At 40.7% G+C, this 25,939-nt stretch carries 23 protein-coding genes, 3 pseudogenes and 1 other annotated feature; of the genes and pseudogenes, 2 read left to right on the top strand and 24 right to left on the bottom strand.

The features are described from left to right. Positions 1 to 82: 82 nt before the first annotated feature. Positions 83 to 823: a class I SAM-dependent methyltransferase gene (locus ACTHOQ_RS16550; protein ID WP_440497251.1), complete on the bottom strand. Its 741-nt coding sequence runs from the start codon at positions 821 to 823 to the stop codon at positions 83 to 85. A gap of 607 nt (positions 824 to 1,430) precedes the next feature. Between ACTHOQ_RS16550 and ACTHOQ_RS16545 the strand changes: the two genes are divergently transcribed. Beyond that, on the top strand, positions 1,431 to 1,883 hold the full coding sequence (locus ACTHOQ_RS16545) for a cAMP-binding protein (protein ID WP_440497250.1): 453 nt from the start codon (positions 1,431 to 1,433) through the stop codon (positions 1,881 to 1,883). 96 nt (positions 1,884 to 1,979) lie between these two features. On the opposite strand, the gene ACTHOQ_RS16540 is transcribed toward ACTHOQ_RS16545, so the two are convergent. From ACTHOQ_RS16540 to lipM, 21 genes and pseudogenes are all read right to left on the bottom strand, one after another. Beyond that, positions 1,980 to 3,461: a methyl-accepting chemotaxis protein gene (locus tag ACTHOQ_RS16540; RefSeq protein ID WP_440497249.1), complete on the bottom strand. Its 1,482-nt coding sequence runs from the start codon at positions 3,459 to 3,461 to the stop codon at positions 1,980 to 1,982. 179 nt (positions 3,462 to 3,640) lie between these two features. Next, on the bottom strand, positions 3,641 to 4,258 hold the full coding sequence (gene kynB, locus ACTHOQ_RS16535; RefSeq protein WP_440497248.1) for an arylformamidase: 618 nt from the start codon (positions 4,256 to 4,258) through the stop codon (positions 3,641 to 3,643). A gap of 10 nt (positions 4,259 to 4,268) precedes the next feature. Continuing rightward, a complete protein-coding gene (locus ACTHOQ_RS16530) occupies positions 4,269 to 5,615 on the bottom strand; it encodes a sodium-dependent transporter (RefSeq protein ID WP_440497247.1) in 1,347 nt (448 codons plus the stop codon). 27 nt (positions 5,616 to 5,642) lie between these two features. Further along, the gene (gene kynA / locus ACTHOQ_RS16525) at positions 5,643 to 6,500 is read right to left on the bottom strand and encodes a tryptophan 2,3-dioxygenase (protein WP_440497246.1); all 858 of its coding nucleotides are present in this window, start codon (positions 6,498 to 6,500) and stop codon (positions 5,643 to 5,645) included. Positions 6,501 to 6,511: 11 nt separating this feature from the next. After that, entirely contained in the window at positions 6,512 to 7,771 is a 1,260-nt protein-coding gene (gene kynU / locus ACTHOQ_RS16520; protein ID WP_440497245.1) for a kynureninase, read from the bottom strand. 109 nt (positions 7,772 to 7,880) lie between these two features. After that, positions 7,881 to 8,768, bottom strand: coding sequence for a signal recognition particle (locus ACTHOQ_RS16515; protein WP_440497244.1), 888 nt, complete (start codon positions 8,766 to 8,768; stop codon positions 7,881 to 7,883). Further along, entirely contained in the window at positions 8,761 to 9,240 is a 480-nt protein-coding gene (locus ACTHOQ_RS16510; RefSeq protein WP_440497243.1) for an RNA polymerase sigma factor, read from the bottom strand. The genes ACTHOQ_RS16515 and ACTHOQ_RS16510 overlap by 8 nt, the downstream gene beginning before the upstream one ends. 99 nt (positions 9,241 to 9,339) lie before the next feature. Further along, entirely contained in the window at positions 9,340 to 9,522 is a 183-nt protein-coding gene (locus ACTHOQ_RS16505; protein ID WP_440497242.1) for a hypothetical protein, read from the bottom strand. A gap of 124 nt (positions 9,523 to 9,646) precedes the next feature. Beyond that, entirely contained in the window at positions 9,647 to 10,357 is a 711-nt protein-coding gene (locus ACTHOQ_RS16500) for a response regulator transcription factor (RefSeq protein WP_440497241.1), read from the bottom strand. Between the two features lie 22 nt (positions 10,358 to 10,379). Beyond that, complete coding sequence (phoU, locus tag ACTHOQ_RS16495) at positions 10,380 to 11,033, bottom strand: phosphate signaling complex protein PhoU (protein WP_440497240.1); 654 nt, start codon at positions 11,031 to 11,033, stop codon at positions 10,380 to 10,382. 15 nt (positions 11,034 to 11,048) lie between these two features. Continuing rightward, positions 11,049 to 11,810 carry a phosphate ABC transporter ATP-binding protein PstB gene (gene pstB / locus ACTHOQ_RS16490; protein ID WP_440497253.1) on the bottom strand — a complete coding sequence of 254 codons (762 nt, stop codon included), beginning with the start codon at positions 11,808 to 11,810 and terminating at the stop codon, positions 11,049 to 11,051. Positions 11,811 to 11,877: 67 nt separating this feature from the next. Then, a complete protein-coding gene (gene pstA / locus ACTHOQ_RS16485; RefSeq protein ID WP_440497239.1) occupies positions 11,878 to 12,702 on the bottom strand; it encodes a phosphate ABC transporter permease PstA in 825 nt (274 codons plus the stop codon). Between the two features lies 1 nt (position 12,703). Next, a complete protein-coding gene (gene pstC / locus ACTHOQ_RS16480) occupies positions 12,704 to 13,618 on the bottom strand; it encodes a phosphate ABC transporter permease subunit PstC (RefSeq protein WP_440497238.1) in 915 nt (304 codons plus the stop codon). Positions 13,619 to 13,639: 21 nt separating this feature from the next. Continuing rightward, a complete protein-coding gene (locus tag ACTHOQ_RS16475; RefSeq protein WP_440497237.1) occupies positions 13,640 to 14,470 on the bottom strand; it encodes a phosphate ABC transporter substrate-binding protein in 831 nt (276 codons plus the stop codon). Positions 14,471 to 14,895: 425 nt separating this feature from the next. Then, positions 14,896 to 15,837: an oxygen-dependent tRNA uridine(34) hydroxylase TrhO gene (trhO, locus tag ACTHOQ_RS16470; RefSeq protein WP_440497236.1), complete on the bottom strand. Its 942-nt coding sequence runs from the start codon at positions 15,835 to 15,837 to the stop codon at positions 14,896 to 14,898. Between the two features lie 468 nt (positions 15,838 to 16,305). Beyond that, a complete protein-coding gene (locus ACTHOQ_RS16465; protein ID WP_440497235.1) occupies positions 16,306 to 16,623 on the bottom strand; it encodes an RNHCP domain-containing protein in 318 nt (105 codons plus the stop codon). A gap of 82 nt (positions 16,624 to 16,705) precedes the next feature. Next, positions 16,706 to 16,879: a sequence feature (16S ribosomal RNA rRNA prediction is too short), on the bottom strand. 168 nt (positions 16,880 to 17,047) lie between these two features. After that, positions 17,048 to 18,118 (bottom strand): DUF4085 family protein, encoded by a 1,071-nt coding sequence (locus ACTHOQ_RS16460; protein WP_440497234.1) that lies wholly within the window; start codon positions 18,116 to 18,118, stop codon positions 17,048 to 17,050. Positions 18,119 to 18,260: 142 nt separating this feature from the next. Continuing rightward, positions 18,261 to 18,881 (bottom strand): annotated as a pseudogene (locus ACTHOQ_RS16455) (ribonucleotide reductase barrel domain-containing protein); the annotation flags it as partial. A gap of 252 nt (positions 18,882 to 19,133) precedes the next feature. Further along, positions 19,134 to 19,688, bottom strand: a pseudogene (locus ACTHOQ_RS16450) (ribonucleotide reductase barrel domain-containing protein); the annotation flags it as partial. Between the two features lie 278 nt (positions 19,689 to 19,966). Continuing rightward, positions 19,967 to 21,397 (bottom strand): annotated as a pseudogene (locus ACTHOQ_RS16445) (vitamin B12-dependent ribonucleotide reductase); the annotation flags it as partial. Between the two features lie 263 nt (positions 21,398 to 21,660). Then, the gene (gene lipM, locus ACTHOQ_RS16440; RefSeq protein WP_502229923.1) at positions 21,661 to 22,497 is read right to left on the bottom strand and encodes an octanoyltransferase LipM; all 837 of its coding nucleotides are present in this window, start codon (positions 22,495 to 22,497) and stop codon (positions 21,661 to 21,663) included. A 96-nt stretch (positions 22,498 to 22,593) separates the two neighbouring features. On the opposite strand from lipM, the gene ACTHOQ_RS16435 reads away from it, so the two are divergent. Then, a complete protein-coding gene (locus tag ACTHOQ_RS16435; RefSeq protein ID WP_440497233.1) occupies positions 22,594 to 22,977 on the top strand; it encodes a rhodanese-like domain-containing protein in 384 nt (127 codons plus the stop codon). A 133-nt stretch (positions 22,978 to 23,110) separates the two neighbouring features. Here ACTHOQ_RS16435 and gcvPB read toward each other — a convergent pair whose 3' ends face one another. Then, entirely contained in the window at positions 23,111 to 24,592 is a 1,482-nt protein-coding gene (gene gcvPB / locus ACTHOQ_RS16430) for an aminomethyl-transferring glycine dehydrogenase subunit GcvPB (RefSeq protein WP_440497232.1), read from the bottom strand. Beyond that, a complete protein-coding gene (gene gcvPA / locus ACTHOQ_RS16425; protein WP_440497231.1) occupies positions 24,585 to 25,931 on the bottom strand; it encodes an aminomethyl-transferring glycine dehydrogenase subunit GcvPA in 1,347 nt (448 codons plus the stop codon). The genes gcvPB and gcvPA overlap by 8 nt, the downstream gene beginning before the upstream one ends. Positions 25,932 to 25,939 lie beyond the last annotated feature (8 nt).

The raw sequence follows: 25,939 nt of genomic DNA, 5'->3' as shown, positions 1-25,939 counted from the left end.
CATACACAAAAAAACGAAATGACATGACGTCATTTCGTTTTTTTGTGTGGACCAGAACTATTTATGTCCCAGCCTCTTTCTTTTAATTTGATTTCCTTGCACGCATAATTAAAAATGACGGGCGCCGATGTTCTTTTTGCAGGGTAGGCAAGTATTCAATCGCTTCATTCGTTGGCACAGGCTCTATAATTTTTTCAATTTGCAAATTGCTGCCGATTAATGTATTCACAATTGTTGCCATCGACCTGTGATACATGACAACATTGTCGACAAGCCAATGCTGTGAGCGCTCCCCCTCATGCTGATACCGGTCAACAACAAAATGCGAAAGCTCCCCTGCTTCGTCCTTTATCCATTGTTCTTTCCCTTTATTCGCTGTAGAAATTGGATGCTCGATCGAAAATAGGAAAATTCCATTTGGGCGCATAGCATTGCTTATTTTTTCTATAACTGCTTCGAAATCCGCCACATAATGAAGTACCAATGAGCTGCATATAATGTCATACTGTCTGTCGCTTAATACAAAATCTTCAATCGCCGCTTGCTGGAAATGGAGACGCTCTTTTTTATAGTTTCGTTTTGCAGCGGCAATCATATTTCGGGAAATATCGATGCCGTCAACTTGAAGCGCCCCCTTTTCCATGCAATCATTGGCGAAATCACCTTTTCCGCAGCCGACATCCAAAATAACTTTTCCATGTAAATCCGGTATTAGTGCTAAAAAATTTGGACGTTCCAGTAAATTATTATAGTTAAATTTCCGATTGCGAATTTCTTCGTAGCCTTTGAAAAACTGTTCATTGTCATAAATATTTTGCTTCATCATTTCCTCGATTCTTCATAACGTTATGAATATTTTGCGCCTCTTAATTATGGCATAGCTAAAAAAATAGAAATAGACTTATAATTCAATTTTTAGTAAGATGTAGATAGAGGCATGTCTATTTTCATCGAAGCGGATGATTTTATTAATAAAAGCTATGCAAATAAAATCTTGTTTGCATAGCTTTTGATTTTTACATCTATTATTTAATACTGCCGGATAATTATACAAATGGATTTACAATCACGGTGCTCCTATTTTTGGGCCTTTACTTTTTTAAAGCAAAGGATACCGCATTTACAGGTATTGGTTTGTGTCTATTGAACCTTATTATACATACAGAGTTTCTTATAGCATGGGAACTGCTTTATCATACATTTATCCATAGTATATTTTTGTTTACCGTTATGCTATTTCATTTACGGTTACAAAAAGGATATTTTCAGTATTTTTTATTATAAGTTATTTTTTGATTTTCACGGGTGCGATGATCGACCAAAACTTTGGAATCGTATTCGGACTTCTGATGTATTTGACTTTATTTTCAGCACTATATTTCTTTGCGCAAAACGACGCGCTTTACAGAAAAATCAATGAGGTGAACACCATGATGAAAAACGCAAACCGCTTATTTGTAATTATTGGCATTATTGTCCTTATTATTGCCGGGCGCTATTATTTAGCGCAAAATGAAGCAGCTGAACTTCCTGCAGTGACTGTTGTAACGAACGAACAAACAATCGATTCCGTTCGCGGGAGCTATTGCTGGCATTCTGCCGGCGAAGGCATTTGTGTGGATACAGCCGCCCCTCATGAAATCGTTATGGATCAAAAAATGTCATATGTAAAAGTACAACCAGGAGAAGTGATGGAATTTCAGTACAGCCAAAATGTGACGAGCGTTTCCGTACAGCAATGGCTCACAGACTATGATTATAAGGAAATTGCCACTTCACCCCGGTTTAATGCCCCAACGGAAAAAGGAACGTATATCATTTCAAGTATGGCTCGCTTTAGTAATGGCGACGTGACAGATACGATCGCCATTGAAGTGGAATAGCAAACAAAGTGGAATGCCCTGACATAGCTTTCAGGACACCCCACTTTTCAATTACACTTATTTAAGATTTCCGTGAAAACGATTTTTGCAACCACATTATTGGAGCTTCGTAATTGCCGTTAAGTCGTTTTGCAGTTGCTCCAGTTCTTTGCTTGCCTTTGCAATAGCCTTCATCATTTCATGTTCTTCGTGAATAGAAGTGGCGATTTCCTCGGTCATTGCCGCATTTTCCTCAGATATTGCCGACAGGTCTTCTATTTGATTCATTGCCTCTCCTACCATATCGCTCGTTTTCGTAATTGTCGACATATTATCCGATAATTTCCGTTGGATTTCGTTAAATGACTGTTTAATCCCATCAAAGGCCATAGAAATTTTATTTAAATTTTCGACGCTTGAATGGACCGCATCCTTGCCTTCGTAAACTTTTAATTGAGCCGTCGTTGCACGATGGAGCAGCTGTTGTGTGACTCCTGTTATATTTGCAGCGATTTTCGCGCTTTCTTCAGCAAGCTTTTTCACTTCTTCTGCAACGATTGCAAACCCTTTCCCATGCTCACCTGCTCTTGCGGCTTCAATAGAGGCATTTAATGATAATAAATTCGTTTGCTCAGCGATTGCTTTAATGCCATTAAGAAGATTATTGACATTTGCCAAGCTTTCCTGCATATCGTCAATAGTCACTGTCGTCAAATTGATTGATTCGCTCAATGTTTCCATATCACTTGTCACTTCATGCACTTGCTTCCAGCTTTGCTCCACAGCATTTTTCACTTCGTCCGATTCTTTTACAGTCAATTCGGAAGATTGTTTCGTTTGGAGCATATTCTTATGTGTTGAAATCATTTGCTCATTAATTTTTTGAATCATTTCCGCTTCACTGTAAATCGCCGTGGCCATTTGATTCGAGGACTGCAAAATCGTTTCGCTTGCAATATTCAATGTATGGACATTTTCATTTACATGTGCAATATTTTGCGCAAGCTGAACTGATCCACCGTCAATTTTGTTTAAAATCGATGTTAAATTTGCTAATAGCTCATTCGCTTCTTTTTCTTTTGCTTGGGCATCCCGCACTAGCTTATTGCCCCATTTCGTTAAGCGATACAGCATATAGTTACAGCCATTTATAATGACAAACACTGTAATAAATGAAGATAGACTAGCATTTTGGCCTAGCAAATTTTCCGGTACTGCTATGTATAATACTAAATAAAAACAAATAATAGCTGTTAAAAATGTGGCAATCAATCGTTCATTGAAATACATCGCCGCCATAATAAATGTAATAAAAATAATATAATGCTTGTTGATCGCATAGCCATCAAGATAAAACAGCAAAATAGTTACAAGTGCCGGGACAAGCGCGAAGGTTAACCCCTTTGCAAAAAGCGGGATGTTTAAGAAATAATTGATGATCGATAAAACAATGACACTCGCTCCTGCTATAATATAAGGGATGGATTGATTAAATCCATTTGAATAAATGAGCGGTGCCATAATCAATATGACTAATAAAACTGTTATAATTACATTTAATTGATGAATCCAATTAAGTTTTTCATTGCGTTTTTTCAAACTTTTTCCCCCTAGGTATATTTGATTAGACGTCTAACATGTTATAAATCTATATTACAATTCATATATGAACAATTCAATGCAGTTTTGACCATACGAGAAAATTTTTCCATAATAGTATTATTTTCACATAATATTAAAGAAGCTCCGCGAAGTTTATTCGCGAGCTTCTTTTTGTTTTATTGCTTTTTCCGTATGACCGCGCGCACGGGTGCTCCGTCCGCGCCTTCGATTTTTAGCGGCAGTGCAATGAGTTCATACAAACCCGGTGTAACCTCTCGTAAATCCAACCCTTCTAAAATATGAACACCATTTTCATACAGTGCATGGTGTGCAGCTACTTCCTTACTGTCCAGCGGATCGACTGACGGGTTGTCAATACCGAGCAAAATCACACCGCGCTCCTTTAGGAAAGGGGCTACATTCGGATGGATAACAGGGATCGCTTGTGGAAATTCAACGGAAATTTGGTCAACTGTTTTCAAAATAACACGCTCTGCCCCTTGAAAATCAACCGGCGACAACAATTTTTCTGTAATAATTTCTTCCCCGCGACAACACACAACATAACAATCCCCGATATATACGTTGACATCCATTTGCTCAATCGTCCCACCATCACTATTAAAGTGAAACGGCGCATCTGCATGTGTCCCGGTATGCAAAGACGTTGTAATCCGCCCGATATTGACCGAGCCCGTCTGCTGTTTCGTATACCCTACTTCAAAGGAAAACGGCGTATCCCCCGGCCAGTTCGGCATCCCGTTTTTCATCGTCTGTGTAATATCAATCCACATGGAATCACCCCTAATACTGAATGACTAAATATGCAAGTACGACGAAAATAACTGTCGGTACAACGAAGGTCATTAATAAGCGGTACGTTTTGTAAAAACCTTCACCCATTTTACTTCCTTGCAACAGCTCGTTTTTCACAAGATTTTTATCCACAATATGCATAATGAAAACCGCAATAAGCAAGTTGCCGATCGGTAAAATGACATTCGATACGACAAAATCGGTAAAATCAAAAATATTTCGTCCCAAAATCGATACATTCCCTAATGAACTGTACGTCAATGTCGATGGAATTGAAGCGATAAACACAAGTACACCGATAATGATAGTAATTTGCGAGCGGCTAATGCTCCATTTTTCAATAATTGCTGCAACAATAATTTCATACATACTAAATGATGATGTTAATGTCGCAAATAAAAACAGAATCAAAAACATCGCTAAAAACAGTTCGCCAAACGGCATTTGCGAAAACGCTGCAGGCAACACCATAAATAATAATGGCGGCCCGCTTGCCACTTCCATATCAAATGCAAAGACGACCGGGAAAATCGCCAAGCCTGCTAAAAATGAAACGAAAATGCTTAGGCCAACAACTGAACCTGCCGAATTCGGTAAGCTGACATCTTTCTTCAAATAGGAACTATATGTAACTAAACAAGAAAATCCAACGGCAAGCGCAAAAAATGATTGTCCCAATGCATATAAAATCGATTCACCGGTAATGTTCGAAAAGTCAGGATATAAAAAAAATTTAATCCCTTCCATCGCACCATCCAATGTAACAGCACGTATAACTAGTATAAAGAACATAATAAATAAAAGCGGCATCATAAATTTATTCGCTTTTTCAATGCCGTTTTGAACACCTAGTGCGATGACGATCACGTTTGCAACCGTGAATAATGCCAAGCCTACAAGCGCAATCCATGGCGTGCCGGTCACTTGTTCGAAGAAGGCTCTCGGATCAACGTCCGGTGCAATGACATTACCTGCAACAGAAACCCCGCTATATACAAAAATCCAGCCGCCTACAACACTGTAAAACGATAGCAATAAGAAACACCCGATAATGCCAAGCTTCCCGATCCATGCCCAGGCTTTCGTATTCGGCGCCAGCACTTTATAGGCGGTGACGGCTTCTTTCTGTGTTGCCCGCCCGATAATATATTCCGATAAAAGCATCGGCAATCCAATTATTAATGTCAGGAGCACAAAAATTAAAAAGAAAGCGCCGCCTCCACTTTGACCGGCTACATACGGCATTTTCCATATCGCCCCGAGCCCAATCGCCGCACCAGCCGACGCTAATACAAACCCTAACTTACTTGACCACTGTCCTTTACTCTTCTCCATCTGTCTCACTCCACTCATCTGTCTAAACTATAACGCTGTTCGTAAATCCCAAAGCTCCGGGAAAAAACGATGATCGAGCACTTTACGCAAATAATTGACCCCAGATGATCCGCCTGTGCCCAATTTGAAGCCAATAATGCGCTCGACCGTTTTCATATGACGGAAACGCCATTGCTGCAACGAATCTTCAATATCGACCAGCTTTTCGCCGAGCTGGTATAGGTCCCAATACTTGTCGATATTTTCATAGACGGTTTTCCATGCAGCGGCAACAGAATCGTCACCACTATATACTACCGAAAAATCCCGTTTTAGCAAAGCTTCATTTATTGGCAATCCTGCCTTTGCCAATGCCTGAATCGCTACATCATATATACTTGGCGCTTTATAAGCCTCTTTTAGCTTAGCCAAAATGTCGGGTTCCTTTTCGTAAATTTTTAATATATGCGCTGTTTTATAGCCAAGTGTGAATTCTATTAAACGATATTGATAGCTCTGGAAACCTGAAGCTTTTCCTAAATCATTGCGGAACTGCAAATATTCCGCCGGAGTCATCGTTGCCAATACGTCCCATGCCTGAATAATCTGCACTTGGATTTTCGAGACACGTGCAAGCATTTTAAACGCAGGCTGCATTTCTCCTCGTTCAATCGCACTGATCGCACCTTGCATTTCATGAATAATGAGCTTCATCCAAAGTTCGCTCACTTGATGAATAATTATGAAAAGCATTTCATCGTGATGATCGGATAGACGGTTTTGATTGTTTAAAATAGCATTTAAATTCAAATAATCCCCATACGTCATCTCTTCCCGAAAATCAGTATGAATGCCGTTTTCCTCCTTCAGCTTGTTCTTTAAATCCGAAATCGACCTCTTCTCCATCGAATCACTCCTTATGCAATGATGTCTCGTTTATTTTCGTATTTCTCATAAGTTTTATTCGCGATAATGTCTTTTAAAATTTGAACAGAGTGCCACACTTCTTCAAAAGAATTGTATAATGCGACAGGTGCCAGGCGAATGCCATTCGGTGCGCGGAAATCTGGGACAACCCCATAGTCCTTTAAAGTTTTGCAAATACGTGCCGCCTCCTCATGCACTAAAAACAGATGCCCGCCACGTGTGTCATCAAGCGGGTTGCCGAATGTAAATGTATTCGGGACTTCTTGCTCGATGCAATCCATCATAAATTGTGTCAGAGCGAGCGATTTTTCGCGAACTGCTTCGATCCCGACTTCGGCAAACAGTGAAAGTGCCCCTTCAATCGGTGCCAGGCTTAATATATGCGGTGTTCCTATTTGATAAGCACCTGTATGCGCGGCAGCGGTAATCTCTATTTTTAAATCAAATTGTTTGTCTTTCGCAGAGCCAAACCAGCCAGCGAGCCCGGGTGCCGTTCCGAAATGCCTTTCATGGACAAACAAGCCTGCAACAGACCCTGGGCCCCCGTTTAAATGCTTATAATTGCACCAGAATGCAAAATCCGTCCCTATTTCATGAAGATGATGCGGAATGGCCCCGATCGAATGACATAAATCAAAGCCGACAAGTATTCCGCGTTCATGGGCAGCTTTCGTTATTACTTGTAAATCCAGCACTTGGCCACTCCGGTATAATACAGCTGGTAAAATTGCGACCGCCACATCCTCGGTCATCGCCTCAACAATTGCTGCTGGTGCAATTGTTTGACCATCTTCACTTTTCACGAGCTTCATGCTGCTTTCCGGCAAATTGTGCAAAGCAATTTGACTGGCAATTGCATACAAGTCTGATGGGAAGTTCAGTTCATCGGCCAAAATTTTATAGCGTGCCGGAGTCGGTTTGAAAAAGGACGCCAACAACTGATGCAAGTTCGTTGTTGTCGAGCCTGTTAGAATGACCTCCTCGCATTTTGCCCCGATTAAAGGTGCGCACAATGCCGCCAGTTTTTCAGAAAGGTAAAACCAAGGATGCTCCCCATTTGTCCATCCGTCAATCCCATAATCTCTCCATGAGTTAAGCAATGCATGCACCGACTGTTCCGCTCGCTTTGACAGCAACCCGAGCGAATTGCCGTCCAAATAAATTTGTCCTTCCTTTTTATAAAATTCATTTGCGTATTTGCGCAGTGCATCCATAGCATCGAGCTGTTTTGCCTTATCAATCGTCGTCATGTGCCCACCCCTTCTAGTAACTTATTAATATCGTACGGGGGATAGTAATAGTTGTCAAAGTTTTCTGAAAGGTTGCGCATGCATTTACTTTTTCGCCAATAGCAATGACTTATAGGAGTTTCCATAAAACTATATATAAATAGATACCTATCATTAGTTTGCTCATCAGAAATTGCAACATCCGCCATTTATTGTTGTCATGCCTTGCTTCTAATACAATATTTATGAGCGCGGATAACAGCAACATCGCAATGACTGCGAATAGATGAATTTGCGGAAATAAAATCATCATAATCAGAATTAAAAAGGAAAGTATTTCAACAACACTTTGCCAATGGGTTGAATGCATTGGGATTTTCCGTTTCGGATCGTAGGGATCTCGCAACTTTTTCCCAAGCCGACCATTTACGAAAAATGCTATTGCAAAGAACACAACACTGATAGTTAATTGCCTTTTTTTATTGTCTGTTTCATACTGACTAATTATATTGTGCAGCGGATTTTCACTTAGTGAGTATACTTGCCCTGTATCTAAATCTTTAAAATAGCTTTGATTGTAATCCCAGTATTGTTGAAGCCGCAACACAGTATTATTTTCAAATTTTATGCGATAACTTTGATAAATGAGCGCTTCATCCAAGCCTATCGTTTCCGGCTGCATTTGTTTCAATACTCCCTCGATAGCCAGCAATGTCTCTTCATTTTTCACCTTTTTCACTCCAGCCCGCAGCGAAGTACTAGGGTCGCCTTCACCCTCTATATAATAAACGACCTGCACAGCTGTCTTATTCAAATCGACTGAAGTATTAAGCTTTTGTGCTGGAAAGGTACCAGCTAAAAACAACGTAATGCACGCAATCGCTATAATTGCTGCCGGGATTTGCCAGTGAAAAGGTTTAGAATCGAGGCGTTGCTGAATCTTAGTGAAGTCCTCTTCCTTTTTTTCACGATTGACTTGAATCTTTTTAAGCTGACTGAACTTTTCGTTGTCAAACATCCTCTTCCCCTCCTAACAGTTCCCGTAATGCCTTCAAACCGCGCGCCGTATTATTTTTCACTTTGACTTCACTGCAGCTTAAAATCATCGCTGTTTCCTTTACCGAATATTCTTCTATGTAACGCAGCACAATCACTTCACGGTAATTCCATTTAATTTGCTGAAGTGCGGTATACAGTTTTTCATTGACATCATTTCGCTCCACCACTACTTCCGGCAAATCATCCACTGCCACTGGTTCAGTTTTCATTTGGAAAAAGCCAATAATCTTTTTCCTTCGATAATGGTCGTATACAAGATTTCTTGCAATTTTTAATAAGTATGTCCGTTCATGTTCAGTATAATTTTTTTGATAAAAGCGGTAAAAGGTCTCTTGCAGCAGATCATGGGTTAAATCTGTATCATTCGTTAAATAGCGTATGTATTTATAAACAGCGTCGTAATGCGCGTCAAAAACTTCCCGTCTCAACATATCAGCCTCCTTCTCCCATAAAGACGATTGAGCGAACATTTGGAATCACCAAAATAAAACAAAAACCCGAGCAAGTATTGTTTGCTCGGGTTTTCGCCGTTACACGCCCATTTTGCGACGGGTATTGCTCGTTTTCTTCGTTTGCTGGCTCTTCATTTTTTTCGTTGACGTGTCACCTTTTAAATTGTTTTTGTTGCCGCTTGCATTATTTTTTTTCGCTTCAAGCTGTTGCTTTACAAGTTCCTGCAAGCTTAATTTCTTTTTCTCTGTTTGTTCAGACATCTGCATTCCTCCTCTTTTTATCTATTTAATTAAGTATAAGTCGAACGCTCCTTATTTGTAAAAGAAATGGTGCAATTTTCTATTTAAATTTGCTTACTATTTTCAAGTTAGAGAAAAAAGCCTCCTACTGCGTGTAAGAGACTTCCTGTGCCGGATAATTAAAATAATATCCAATGCCGCTTTTCGTTTTAATCCACTTCGGAGAGCTTGGCTGATCTTCAATTTTTTCGCGAAGTCTACGAATATGTACATCCACTGTACGGCGATCACCTTTTGTAAAGTCCAATATATCAATGATTTCCTCCCGTGATTTTATATTGCCGGGCTGCTCCAGCAAATGGAGGAGCAACTTAAATTCACGCTTCGTCAGTGGAATTTCAATATTTTCTTTATACACTTTAAACGATACTAAATCGACTCGAAAAGGGCCGAGCAACAGTTCCGACACCCGCTCTTTCTGCTGCACCTCTTTTTCATAGCGCTTTAAATGGATGCGCAAACGTGTAAGCATTTCGCGGAATCCAAATGGCTTGCGAATATATTCCGTCGCCCCCATTTCCAAAGCTAGCACAATATCAAGCTCATCCGTTCGAGCACTCATCATTATAATCGGGAAATCATGCTCGAAGCGGATTCGGCGGCAAATTTCGATTCCTTCGATGTCCGGCAGCATCCAATCAAGCAAAATCGCATCCGGCTTAAATGTTTGAATGGCTTCCAGTGCATCCTTGCCATTTTGAACACAATGCACTTCATAATTATCCTTCACTAAATAAATATGCAGTAAATTCATTAAATTTTCGTCATCTTCAACGACTAGTATTTTTTTCGTCATTAATGATTCCCCGCTTCTCGAATTAATTTAAGTCGAATAACTGCCCTTTAATAAAGTAGGCTGTTGATTCAGCCATATTCGTAATATGGTCTGCCGTCCGTTCTACAAAACGGTTGATGAAAAGCAATTGAACCGCCTGCTCTGTATCATGCGGATTCTCCTGTAAATATTCTGTTAAAACAACATAGTTTTGATGATTTTTTTCATCAACCATATCGTCCAGTTCACCAACTGCTTTTGCGAGGGCGATATCCTCTTCAATGAACGCTGTCATCGATTTTTTCAGCATGTCCATCGAAACATTTTTCATTTCGACTAAGGATGTTTTCGCTAGAATGGTCTCAGCTTTGCTTATTCGAATCGTCGCCTTAGCTGTGTTTACTGCAAAATCCGCAATACGCTCAATATCCGATGACATTTTAATCATGCTGACAATGCGGCGCAAATCACGGGCGACAGGCTGTTCTTTTGCCATCAGCCAAATTGCCATCTGATTAATCTCATTTTCCAATTCATCAATATAACTATCTTCTTCAATTACGGCTAGCGCCAATACCATATCCTGCTCCTGAAGGGCTTTAAATGCTTTCTCCATCGCAATAACCGTCATATTGACCATTTCACCCATTTTATTTTGCAGTTCAAGCATATTCTTTTCAAAATTTTCGCGAATCATCCGTAACTCCCCCTATTATCCGAATCGTCCTGTTACATAGTCTTCTGTACGCCCGTCTTTTGGTGTTGAAAAAATAACATTTGTCTCATCATATTCGATGACTTCCCCGTTTAGGAAGAAAGCCGTCTTATCGCTTATGCGAGCTGCTTGTTGCATGTTGTGCGTTACAATGACAATTGTATAGTCTTTTTTCATTTGTGTAATCAGTTCTTCTACTTTTAATGTAGAAATCGGGTCAAGTGCGGAAGTGGGTTCATCCATTAAAATAACGTCCGGTTTCATTGCAATTGCACGCGCGATACAAATCCGTTGCTGCTGACCACCGGAAAGACCTAAAGCCGATGATTTTAAGCGGTCTTTCACCTCATCCCAAATCGCTGCTCCACGAAGAGATTCCTCCACAATTTCATTCAAGGTTTTCTTATTTTTAATCCCTTGCATGCGGGGGCCATATGCGACATTGTCATAAATGCTCATCGGGAACAGATTCGATTTTTGAAACACCATCCCGACCTTTGTACGCAGTTTAATAACATCATTGGATTCATACACATTTTCGCCGTCTATATGGATGTTTCCGATCACACGCACACCATCGATTAAGTCATTCATACGGTTCAATGTACGCAGGAAAGTCGATTTCCCGCATCCTGAAGGCCCGATTAACGCTGTTACTTCCTTTTCTTTAATATCCAAATTCACATTAAACAACGCCTGTTTTTCACCATAAAATAAGTTTAAGTCGTTCACCTGGATTTTCGTTGCGAAACTGTCCATTGCAGTCGTCGTTGCATTGAAAATTGTCGATTCCGATACGATCATAGTCATGTAGAATTAGCTCCTTTTAATAGTCTGCTTTGTTTAATTTTTTCGAAATATATGTTGCCGATAAGTTCAGCACTAAAATAATGATGATTAATACGATGCCGATCGCTGCAGCAAGCCCGATATCCCCAGCCTCTTGTGTCACTAAATACGAATGGACCGTCAATGTACGTGCAGACGAGAAAATACTTGATGGCATTGCCGCCACTGTCCCTGCAGTCAAGAAAATCGCTGCCGATTCCCCGACGATACGGCCGATTGATAAAATGATCCCTGATAAAATTCCCGGCATTGCACTTGGCAGAATAACTTTAATTAGTGTTTGTAATTTTGTAGTTCCTAATGCCAGCGAACCTTCACGATATGTTGCCGGCACTGTTTTCAATGCTTCTTCTGTCGTACGGATAATGACCGGTAATACGATAATTGTTAATGTTAATGATGCAGCGATAATCGACATCCCCAACTTTAAAATCACTACGAAGAATACGGCACCGAATAAACCAAATATAATTGATGGAATTCCTGTTAAACTTTCTGTCGCATAGCGAATGATGCGTACAAGACGTCCTTGTTTTGCATATTCGTGTAAGTAAACAGCTGCTAAAATTCCGATTGGCGTTGCGATTAAAAGTGAAATGACAATCGTTAAAATTGTTGTGACGATCATCGGGAAAATCCCGCCGCCACCTGTTGGCGAATAATCACCGAATATAAAGTCGAGACTGATATAAGAAAACCCTTTATAGAAAATATAGCCTACGATTACAACTAATACGGCTACCGATACGAATGCGGAACCCCAAAGTAAGCCGCGAAGCATATTATCTTTAAATTGTCGCATGTTACTGAGCTCCCTTCGCTGTAATGCGTGCTAATACAAAGTTTAAAATCAAGATGAATGAAAATAGCACAATCCCTGTTGCAAATAGCATTTCCTGATGTGTCCCTGCTGCATAGCCCATTTCAAGTGCGATGTTTGTCGTCAATGGACGGATACTATCTGTCAGACTTGTCGGGATAATCAAAGAGTTCCCTGCGACTAAAATGACAGCCATTGTTTCGCCTAAAGCGCGTCCTAAGCCAAGTATGACAGCGGTCATAATGCCCGATTTTGCCGCTGGTACAACTACTTTAAAGATTGTCCCGATTTGGGAAACCCCTAAGGCGAGCGACCCTTCACGGTATGTTTTCGGCACAGCGCGAATGGCTGTTTCCGCTACGGTTACAATTGTTGGCAGCATCATAATCGCCAGTACTAAAATAACGGCGATCAGACTTTGCCCGCGTGCCAACCCTAGATTATTTTGCAAAAATGGTACGATAATCGCCAAACCGAATACCCCGTATAATACGGACGGAATCCCGGCCAACAGCTGAATTGCCGGAGACACGATTTTTGCGACGGATTTCGGCGCAATTTCCGCCAAGAAAATCGCTGTCAGCAATCCGATTGGCACCCCAATAACTAGTGCTCCGATCGTTGCGTATACAGATGCGACAATCATAGGGAAAATACCGAATTTATCTTCAGACGGCACCCAGTCACTCCCGAAGATGAAGTCAATGAAGCTGTAGCCGCCTGTAATGAACGGGTTTGCTCCTTTATAAAATACGAATCCGACAATTAATAGTAAGCTGACAACCGAGAGAAGCGCACATGCTAAGAAAATTTTCGATGATAAGCTTTCCAAAAAGTATTTTCGTTTATTGCCTTTGCTAATTTGCTGTTCTAGTTCGTTTTTGTTTGGTGTACTCACAAATTTTTCCTCCAGCATTCATTATTTCGTTAATGGAATTGCCCCGGCAGCCTCCACAATTTCTTGTCCTTCCCCGCTTAAAATGAATTCCATAAACCTCATTGCCGCTTCTGGAGCATCATCTTTATAGACGAATACAAATGGGCGGGATAATTCATAATTGCCATCCAATACATTGCCCGCTTCTGCTTTCACGCCGTTAATGTCCATAGCTGAAACCGTTTCATCAATATATTCGAATGATATAAACCCTACTGCATGTTTGTTCGTTGCCACCGTTGTTTTAATGTTTCCGTTCCCGCTTGCAACAATAGCATTACGGATCAATTGTCCTGATTCATAGCCGACGATTTCCTGGAAGGCATCGCGGGAACCTGACCCATCCTCACGCGAAACAACAACGATTTCCATATCTTTCCCGCCAACTTCTTTCCAATTAGTGATTTCGCCCGTGAAAATTTGCTTCACTTGTTCCATCGTTAAATCTTTTACTGGATTCGACGGGTGTGCAACGACAACAATGCCATCATAGGCAATTGCTAATTCCTCGATGCCAGAATCGATTTCTTCCTGTTTTAAATCTCGTGACGACATGCCAATTTGCGATACGCCATTCATCGCATTCGTAATGCCTGCCGACGAACCGATCTGGTTGATTTCGATTTTAACTTCTGCTGTTTCTTCATATTTCATTGCCAATTTCTCTGCTAAAGGTCCTACCGATGTCGAACCTGAAATTGTCACTAAATTTTCGCCGCCTCGGCTTGTCCCAGAGAAATCTTCCTCGCTGCAAGCTGTAAGCAATGCCATTAGAATTGTTAGCCCAATGAAGTAAAATGTTTTTTTCAACATACTTCAATCCCCCATCAATATGAATGTTTTTCTATATGGTTTAACAATACATTCACAAAATTAATGGCATGTATGAAACTTGTAAACCTTATGTAAATTGTGAAGGCCGAGTTCAATATTCGTGTAAAACTTATAAATAAATTCAGAAAATTTAAAACGACAGAGGGAGTTTTGTAAATATTTAAGAGTTTTATATGAAAAAACGGGGAATTTTAATTTTTGAATTGAAATAACTGCACATTGAATAGTTGAAATATGTCCAATTTATGTTCATCGCTGTCAATTTTTTTGGTAAAATCCAACAATCCCGGTTATATGATGAAATTTCCGGAAAATTCGTTTACATTCCATTTACACAACACGTAATTGTTTACAAAAATGAAAAGTGCATTCCCGATAAATAGGAATGCACCATTTTAAATAGATTAAGCTTCTAATAATTGGATCGCTTGCTGAACTTGCTCTTCTGTCATGCTGTGACGAACGATGTAACGATTTCGTTCATGTTTCGTACATTCGATTGTACAGCCGCCTAAATGCTTCACTTCATTTTCCTCGGATGCTATAATTTGGGCATTGCACTCTGGGTTTGCACAATTAATATAACGTTCACATGGTGTGCCATCATAATGGTCACGCCCGACGATAACATGCTCAACCTGGTTGATCGGCACTGTAAGACGCTCATCAAACACATACATTTGCCCATCCCAAAGCTGGCCTTTTGCGACAGGGTCTTTTCCGTATGTTGCAACACCGCCATGTAATTGTCCAACATCGCCAAAACCTTCACGCTTCATCCAGCCTGAAAATTTTTCGCAGCGAATCCCGCCAGTGCAATATGTCAGAACATTTTTGCCTTCGAATAACTCGCGGTTTTCGCGTACCCATTGCGGTGTATCACGGAAGTTTTTCACTTCAGGACGAATCGCACCACGGAAATGGCCGACATCATACTCATATGTGTTACGCACATCTAATACGACTGTATTTTCATCTTGCATTTCTGCCAGGAATTGCTCCGGCGATAAATAGCGGCCTGTTAATTCATGCGGATTCACATCTTCTTCAAGCCCTAAATTTACAAGCTCAGGACGTGGCCGAACATGCATTTTCTTGAATGTATGGTCTTCCGCTTCATCGATTTTGAATACGATCCCCTCAAACAATGGATGTGCTTCCATCATCTCGATATAAGCTTTAGTTTGCTCGATCGTCCCGGATACAGTACCATTAATCCCTTCATGCGCCACTAAAATACGGCCTTTTAATCCAATCTCCTTGCAAGCAGCTAAATGCTCTGCCGAAAAAGCGGCTGGATCTTCAATCGTTGTGTAATGATAATACAATAATACTTGATAATTCATGTTTTCCACCTATCATTCAATATATTTGCAGGATATACCTGATAGTTTTAAACTACCTTCCAATGATAAATTATTGTACAATCATTTCCTATCGGTAATTAGTCTGAAGTTTTAAGGGAGTTTTTCCTTTTATTTTCGAAAAAGCATTGAATTCTCGTCGAAGCAATATAGAGTAAAATGTCAAACAGTTGCCCGTACCCAACATCCAATACTTTCTTATTGGCTACGAGTCGAGCTGCTTCTTCGTCAAAAATCGATTCCCCGCTTGGCTCTGTAAGTGTGGAGTTCCAACTATATGCGGCTGGATCCAACCCGTTAATGTCGCGGGATCAGTTAATTGCATAAATATGCCCTCCTCCGCTCTCGTTGTATAGCAATCCATTTTTTGAATATATTTTCATAGAATTTATTTCATAAGAAAATAAAAATACCCCTCTTAATTTTGTGTTTAAAAGGGGTGGAAATAATCTAACGGTGCATATTTGATGCCATAAATGTTATAACATCATCTTCCTGTATTGAATTTACTGCAATTTTATTACGCTGTATTTTTCCGCAAGCAACACACTCATGTACAACTTGATACCCTTTCTTTCCGGAATAATCAAGCCTTATCGGTTTCATTAAGCCTTGGCAATTACTCAATCGGTCGCCAGGAAGATTGTCCAAATGCTTTGAATATAAACAAGATGGACAATGATTTCTAAAGCTCCCGTTTGTTAATGACTCAACTTGCGCATGGCAATTTTCGCATTGAAAAGCTGTATTTTCAGTTATTCTGCTCAACGTATCTTCCTCCAAGATGAATGATTTCATCTGAAGAAAGGGTTCCGTTTCGTTTTCCTACCTAACAAGATAGTTTCAGGCTTTTAAAGGATAGTGACAAATTCACCGTCTTGTTCTGCAAAACGATTACTTCTAGTTCCTGCTTCACAAAAGCTTATTGCATCTTTTGATCCGGACCACGATTTATTTTATGATTTTACATCAACCACTGTAAGACAGACTGCTCCACCTTCCACTAGTAAGTGTTTTCCTCTAATCACTGACATTGGCATTCGTTCCCTAAAAGACACGTTTGTCGTTAACTAATTGGTACATAACAACACTCCGTTTCACACTTAAAAATCAAGACTATTTCCATAAACAATTATAGCAGGAATGCAAAAGGACAGTAAAAAATATTCGCCCATGCTGAACAGTGCTCCTCTCAATCACTAAGCCATTTCAGTTTCATATCATACTCTAAGCAACCAAGCTGATTGAAATGGTTTGCTATAATGCAGAAATACATATTTTCCTCTTCGTTTACATCAGCCTTACGCAGCGCAGCATTCGCGATATATGCTACCTCTTCCCCACGTGCAAATATTGTATTGAAGGCACGCACCCGCATGTTCTGATCTGAATCAAACATAGCAAACAACAGCTCATCTGCCGGAATAGGCTCACTTAAATGAGCATATGGATCTTCATAAGTAGCGCAATAAATCCGCTCTCTTGCCTCCTCATATGTATCGCCAAGCAATACACCATCAGCGAAAATCCCTCTGTCCGTTTGCGACAGGCTAGCCAAATCAATCCCCATAAAGCGACTATTGTTTACTATATAGTATTTGTCATCCTTGTTTAGCGCAGCAGCATATTCACTCCATGTAGCGATTGTTCCTCGTTCAATATAAACAGAAGGGCGATACAGGCAATTTGCCATGACATCTTTAAAGAAAATCGTCCATTCCGCAAACCGGCTGCCAAAACTGGATAAAACACGCAATGCAAACCCTTCTTCATTTTTTACTAGTTCATCATATATGTAATATCCTTCGAGCTCTCCCTCTGTTTGTGCACTATGAAAAACAAGCTGCACGATAGACTCTACTGTAAACCCGCCGCTCATGTCCAATAGAAGCGTGAATTCATTTCCTTGTTGCTCAGCATTCAGAATTTTGCCATCATGGAGCGACTGTTGGAATACATGCTGTGCAGACGGATGGAAACATTCGACAATTGCTTCACGCATCTCATAAACAGCATTTCCATTCGTTGTGAAATGTGCAATTATCCCATTGCTCCACTTTTCAAATTCAGCCATTAAGGCGTTATTTTGAAATAAAATCCGCTCGATAATTTCCTGGCGAAATGTATGCGGCACTATATCGATGTACTCGGCAAGTTGCTCATATAAAATTTCTTTAAATTCAGCATCAACTTCCTCTTCTTCAAATGGATATATAGAAGCTGCGTTGAATTCTTCCTGCAGTTCGCGTGTTAAGAAAAACATCGTCCCACTCCCTCTCTCTTTTAATGAATACCTACAATCCTTTAAACAACCAGGAAGGCTTTATGTATGATTGTAACAAAATTATCCATTTGCTGAAATACAAAAACGCAACCCATATACTATGAGTTGCGTTTGCTTTAGTTTATAAACCGCATTTCAGCTGCGCGCCACAGTTTGTACATGTGTTGCAGCCGCCCATTTCCTCTACCGTACCTTGTCGGCAAACCGGGCATGTATTGCCAACTTCAGAACCAATTGTTACGTCTGTATCTGTTAACGGTTTAATTGTATCCACTAACACAACTTGACGTTTTACTTGTTCTTCCGTTTGTTTTAATTCCTCAAACTCCAATTGCTCATCTGTATTCGATTCTTCCGCTTTAAGCGTCAGTACTTGTGTATCGCGAGATCCATCGACATACACTGTACCGCCTTTAGCACCTCCGCGGTATAGACGCTCGTACACTTTTTGTACTTGCTCTACCCCATAGCCTTTTGGCGCATTTACTGTTTTCGAAATTGAAGAATCAATCCAGTTTTGAATGATGCATTGAACATCTGCATGTGCTTCAGCAGAAAGCTCCATTGATGATTTAAACCAGTCCGGTAAATTATCTTCATCCACCCCCGGGTTCGCATCTAAATACTCTTTCACGATCTCGGCTTTTACTTCAATAAACTTCCCTAAACGACCTGAACGGTAGTAAGTGAAGCTGAAGTAAGGTTCAAGCCCTGTCGCAACTCCGACCATTGTACCTGTACTCACTTTTGTTACTCTCTAATTTTAGAGGGCGGGACTATTATCACCCGCTCCATATGTCGCCATATGGGTCAGACTATATCATCAACCATTTTTAATGGTGCTCGGCGTGTAGTCGTTGGGGGGTCAGCCACGACTTCCCTGCGGATTGTCTGGTAGATAATTTCTTATCAACACTTTTACATTTTTACCTTTATGTTGCTGGCAAAGCTAGGTAGTAAAAGATACGCCAGGGTTTCCCGCATATAGCCAAGTTTACGCTACATTTTTACAAATGTACGGGGCAACTTGTTTACCCGTAGGTGCAACCGTCAATAAATGCGAGTTACGAATACCGTTTGCCACAATATTTTCGCGAATATGCTGTGGCATTTTTTTCATGAAGCCTGTGTTAATGAATGCTTCACGAAGACGTGCTGTTTCAGTTTCTGTTTGTCCTTCAAGGAATGGAAAGCTGCCGCGCTCTGTTGCCAGTTCAACTGACTCTTCATAAGCAGCAACCGCAATTGTCCTGAAGATTTCATCGACAAGTGCATTGCCTTCTTCAGAACCGTATTCTTTTTCACAGTAGATCAACAGATCAGCAAGACCCATTACACCAAGACCAACTCGGCGTTCACCAAGTGCCTGCTTTTTGTTTTCTTCCAGGAAGTACGGTGTTGCATCGATCACATTATCCTGCATCCGTACGCCAACTTTTACCGTTTTGCGTAACGCCTCAAAATCAACTGTTTTCGTTTCTTTGTTTGCAAACTTCGCCAAGTTAACAGCAGCCAAGTTACAAACGGAATATGGTGCGAGGGGTTGTTCCAGTAATTTATGTTACCCTATAGGCTTTTTATCCTATAGTTCTTACACTTGTTATTCGTGCAAGTTCAGCATACATTTTCATTGCAAGTTGCAATGTCGCGGTCTCGTGGATAGATTATATTCTCAAATGATGAGGTTCACTATCTATGCGTTGCCCCTGACGAAAATTTTACAATTCGTCTTCGGTTCGGATTAGCGAATTATCAAAGAAATCTTTTTTATAATTACTTTTCAGCCTTCCCGCTTCATCCCGCGATGTTTAACGTGAGGCGAACTCCACCACACGGATTTGTCGCAACAACTTTCTGACCGTACGCTTTTGCGTTTGTCATGTCGTTTGCGTTATCAATGAAGAAAATCCCCGGTTCTGCTGCATATGTTGCGCAGACATTGATTAAATTCCACAGTTCTTTTGCTTTGATTGTGCGATATGTACGCACTGGGTAACCAAGTTTCTCCCATTCGCGAACATCGCCAACTTCATGCCATTTTTCGTTGTAATCTTTCATTTGCTCTGGCGTATAGTTTGCTACGTCCGGGAAACGCAACGGAAACTCCTCATCGTTTTCTACAGCATCCATAAACTCTTTCGTTAATGTAACCGAAATGTTTGCCCCTGTTAAAAAATCCGGATTATGGACTGAATACGTCCCGCCATCACGCAGCTTCGTTTCAGCATCACGAATAATCGCTTCGTTAAAACCGCCAAAACCTTCAATATTTTTATAGTTCACAATGCCTTGATACATTGCATCTTCCTGCTGTGTTAAAGGCTTGAATTTTAATTTTTCTTTTGCTAAGCGGATAATTGATTCATCTTCTGTATTTTCGATCAAATAACGCAGAATACGCGGGTTTTGCATTTTTGAAATGATAAACTCCACAATGTCCGGATGCCAATCTGCCAGCATGATCATTTGAGCGCCCCTGCGACTTCCACCTTGCTCAACAAGATGTGTCAGCTTGGCAATATCATCAAGCCAGCTTACAGACCCGCTTGACTTACCGTTGACACCGCGCGCCAGTGTGTTACGCGGGCGAAGTGTCGAACCGTTCGTACCAACCCCACCGCCGCGGCTCATAATTTCCATTACTTGCTTGCGGTGATCACTGATGCCTTCACGGGAATCGGCAACAAATGGCATAACATAACAGTTAAAAAATGTTACTTCTGTTTCTGAACCTGCCCCGTAAATAACACGGCCAGCAGGGATAAAGTTCATCGACACAAGCTCTTCGTAAAATTTCCCGAACCATTCTTTGCGCTTTTCTTCTGTTTTTTCAACTGAAGCCAAGCCTGTCGCATTCCGTTTCGCAATTTGCTCATAAAAAATTTCGAGCGGCTTTTCAATAATATCCAATGAGCGTTCGATAATACCCGTCGTTTGCTCTTCGCCTTCCAAAACATGACGGTAATCTTCTTCGATTTGAATGAGTGCCGTCTTCTTCTCCTGGTGAATTGATTGAATAGTTCCAAGTCCGCGCGCCGGGAATTTAGGATCTTGTTTCACTGTCAGAACGACAAAATCCCCCGGTTTCAATGTTTTCTTTTCCGTATCTTTAAAAGAATAACGGTCAATCATTACAAGACGAGATACACCTTTATGCGTAATATGCATATCCGGTGTTATCGGATGCACTTGAGGAAATTGCTCAATATCTTGATTTAATTGATTGACTTGGATGGATTGTTCTAAAACACTTGCCACCGCGTAAGCCCCCCTTTGAATAATTTAATAATTTTAAGGTTCCCTTCACGAATGTAAATTAAACACAACTTATACCATATATTGTGCTTATTTGTTCAACAACATTCTATATGTTGGGTTATATAATTTCACTTAAAAAAGATTACAATAAATCTTTTTTTCAAACAAGGGCTTGATTTTTTTCCTTTTCTGTTGAATCCATCTATATCAACGTTTCTAGTATAAAAATTTTTTTCTTGAAAACAAAAACAAATGTTCGCAATCTATTTTTTGAAATTCCACTCATCCGTCAAATATTTCTTTTGCATTAATTGTTCAACATATTGTGTCTGCTGTTCTGTTAATTCATAAGGAATTAGTTCTATATTCAATGCTTCCTCAAACCCTTTCGAAAAAGCGTCCACACATTGTTCAATTGTAAACGGAATGTCGACGAACTGATTCATTGCCACTGCCTTTTCAGGTAATTTTTTTCGCATTCTTTCTTTTTCCTCAGCAGAATCAAAATTAAATACCGACAATAATAATTCTTCATTTAAATCCAATAATATGGCTCCATGCTGTAAAATAACGCCTTTTTGACGTGTTTGCGCACTGCCTGCCACTTTTTTTCCTTCGACAACTAGCTCATACCAGCTCGGTGCATCAAAGCAGACCGCGCTCTTCGGCTTTTTCAGGTCATCTAATTGTTCCTTTGTTTCAGGCACACTAAAATAGGCATTCAATCCTAATTTACGGAAGCCTTGTAAAATCCCTTCACTAATGACACGGTATGCCTCTGTCACTGTTTCAGGCATGTTTGGATAGCTTTCTGAAACGATGACGGAATACGTCAGCTCCTGATCATGCAAAACTGCCCGTCCACCTGTAGGACGGCGAATGAAGCCTAATTGCTGCTCCTGTACAGCCTGCAAGTTAATATCTTTATGTACTTGCTGAAAATAGCCGATTGATAATGTTGCAGGATTCCATTCATAAAAACGGATGACAGGAGGAAATTCGCCTTCACTGTGCCAATCCATCAATGCCTCGTCTAACGCCATATTATATGCTGGACTACATGGGCCCGAATTAATAAAATACCATTGTTTTTTCAAAATTTCTCGCCTCCACTCATTCATTTTAACAAACTGGCTCGACTATCTCTAGTTCATCTCTTATAATAAGAAGTACAGAAAGAAAGGGGCAATATCGCTGTGACAATTTTATATACGATACTAGGAATTTTAGTAGTAATCGTCGCTTATGTAGTCATCAATTCAATGCGCTTAAAAAAAGCCGTAACAAATTTAACACAGGAGCAATTTATTGAAGGCTATCGCAAAGCTCAATTAATCGATTTACGCGAACCGAAAGAATTCGAAGCCGGCCATATTTTAGGTGCCCGAAACATTCCTATGACACAATTCAACACGCGTCATAAAGAAATTCGTCCAGACTTACCAGTGTATCTCTACTGCCAAAACTCTGGTCGTAGCGCCCGCGCTGCATTAACTTTAAAGAAAAAAGGCTATAGCCAACTTTACCAACTGCAAGGCGGCTTCAAAACCTGGACAGGCAAAGTAAAATCGAAAAACTAATCATAAAAGCTCTCTACACGCTAGAGGGCTTTTTATTGTGGGTTTCTACCATTATATTGTTACACGTAAGAAGTCTAACCTTAGTCAAAGAAAAAAGGTCAGAAACAGCTCTGACCTCTTTTTTGCATCATTTTTATGAAATCGTTACTTCTTCTTGCTTTTTATAGCGCAACACTGGCGTACGTGCAGCGCGTGTTTCGTCTAAACGATTGACTACCGTTGTATGAGGAGCTTCCTGAACCAATGCTGGATTATCGATTGTTTCTTGTGCAATTTGAATCATCGCATCACAGAATGCATCCAATGTTTCTTTCGATTCTGTTTCTGTCGGCTCAATCATAATTCCCTCTTCCACATTCAACGGGAAGTAAACTGTTGGTGGATGGTAGCCGAAGTCAAGCAGACGTTTTGCGATATCTAATGTACGAACGCCCAATTTCTTTTGACGGCGGCCTGACAATACGAATTCATGCTTGCAATGACGGTCATACGGCAAATCATAATGCTCTTCTAAACGACGCATCATGTAGTTTGCATTCAACACTGCATATTCTGTAACTGCTTTTAACCCATCTGGACCCATTGTACGGATGTACGTATATGCGCGTACATTAATGCCGAAGTTACCGTAATATGGTTTTACGCGACCGATCGACTGCGGACGGTTGTAATCGAAGTGGAATGTGCCATCTTCTTTCTTCACCAATACCGGCTTTGGCAAGAATGGGATTAAATCTGCTTTTACCCCTACTGGACCCGAACCTGGACCACCTCCACCATGCGGACCTGTAAATGTTTTATGCAAGTTTAAGTGAACACAGTCAAAGCCCATGTCGCCTGGACGCGCTTTGCTCATTACAGCATTTAAGTTTGCGCCGTCGTAGTAAACTTTACCTCCGACACTATGCACAATTTCAGCCATTTCTATAATATTTTCTTCAAATAATCCTAATGTGTTCGGGTTTGTCAGCATTAATGCAGCTGTATCGGGACCGACAACACGGCGTAAATCGTCTAAATCGACTAAGCCATCCTCGCCTGATTTAATCGTAATTGTTTCAAAGCCAGCCACCGTTGCAGAAGCCGGGTTTGTACCATGTGCCGAATCAGGGACGATTACTTTATTGCGGTGCCCTTCTCCATTTGATTCATGGAATGCACGGATCATCATTAGCGCTGTCCATTCCCCATGTGCACCTGCTGCTGGCTGTAATGTCACTTCATCCATCCCTGTAATTTCTTCCAGTGATGTTTGTAAATCATAAAGCAGCTCCATTGCCCCTTGTACCGTTGACTCATCCTGTAATGGGTGAATATTGGCAAAACCAGAATAACGTGCAACAGTTTCATTAATTTTCGGATTGTATTTCATTGTACATGAACCTAACGGGTAGAAACCTGAGTCTACACCGTGGTTACGGCGTGAAAGTGCTGTATAATGACGCATGATATCTAACTCCGAAACTTCCGGCAGATCAGCTGCTTCCTGGCGTACTAATTCTTTTGGCAAGAGCTCTTCAAGATCAAAGTCAGGTACATCAAGAGCCTCTAGATTGTAGCCGATACGACCTGGCTTTGTAATTTCGAAAATGAGTGATTGGTTTTCGTTATGCATTGTAAGCCCCCATTTCTGCAACTAATTGCTCGATTTCTTCCTTTGTACGAATTTCCGTAACAGCAATTAGTGCATGATTTTCTAATTCCGGATAAACACGACCTAAATCAAAACCGCCAATAATACCTTTTTCGATTAATGCTTTGTTTAACTGTGTTACATTATGTCTCGCATTAACGACGATTTCATTGAAGTGCGCCCCTTGATAAACAACTTCAAAACCAGCTGCTTCAAATGCATTTTTTGCAAATCGTGTTTTCACGATATTTTGTTTCGCCATTTCCTGCATCCCCTGTTTTCCGAGAGCCGTCATTGCAACAGATGAGGCAAGTGCAAGCAATGCTTGGTTGGAGCAAATATTCGATGTCGCTTTATCACGGCGAATATGCTGCTCACGCGCTTGCAATGTTAATACATAACCACGGCGTCCGTCTTGGTCTACTGTTTCTCCAACTAAACGACCTGGCACTTTACGCATTAATTTATTCGTTACGGCGAAGTAACCGCAGTGTGGGCCACCGAACGCTTCCGCGATACCGAATACTTGCGCATCACCTACTGTAATGTCCGCACCTAATTTTCCGGGTGGTGTTAAAACGCCAAGTGCCAATGGGTTGGCAGACACGATAAATAATCCCTTTGCTTCATGTGTAATATCTGCAAGTGGCTGCAGGTTTTCGATTTGACCAAAGAAGTTCGGATATTGCACTATGACACCAGCTGTTTGGTCATCAATCAACCCTTTTAATGCATCGATATCCGTCACACCATCTTTAGCCGGGATTGTTACAACTTCAATTGATTGGCCATATGCATACATTGCGACAACATCTTTATATTCTGGATGTACTGCCCCAGAAATCAATAATTTATTGCGACGTGTATGGCCCGCAGCGAGCATTCCTGCCTCTGCCAACGCTGTACCGCCATCGTACATGGACGAGTTGGCGATATCCATCCCTGTCAGCTCCGCAATCATCGTTTGGAACTCAAAAATCGCCTGCAGCTCACCTTGCGAAATTTCGGGCTGGTAAGGTGTGTATGCTGTATAAAACTCTGAGCGCGATATGACATGATCGACAATAACCGGCTTGTAGTGATTGTAGACACCCGCACCTAAAAACGATACATTGCTTGCTGTATCTTTATTTTTAGCCGCCATTTGAGACAATTCTTTCATTAACGCTGCTTCAGATTTTGCTTCTTTGATTTTATAATTCCCTTGGAAGCGAACTTTTTCCGGTATATCCGCAAAAAGCTCATCGATTGTAGCAACTCCGATACGGTCTAACATTTCTTGCTTGTCTTGTTCCGTCATAGGTAAATAACGATGTTTCATTGTTAACC

It is taken from the genome of Solibacillus silvestris, from assembly GCF_051967575.1.
Classification (GTDB): domain Bacteria; phylum Bacillota; class Bacilli; order Bacillales_A; family Planococcaceae; genus Solibacillus; species Solibacillus silvestris_B.
This window is presented reverse-complemented; position numbering and strand designations above follow the sequence as displayed.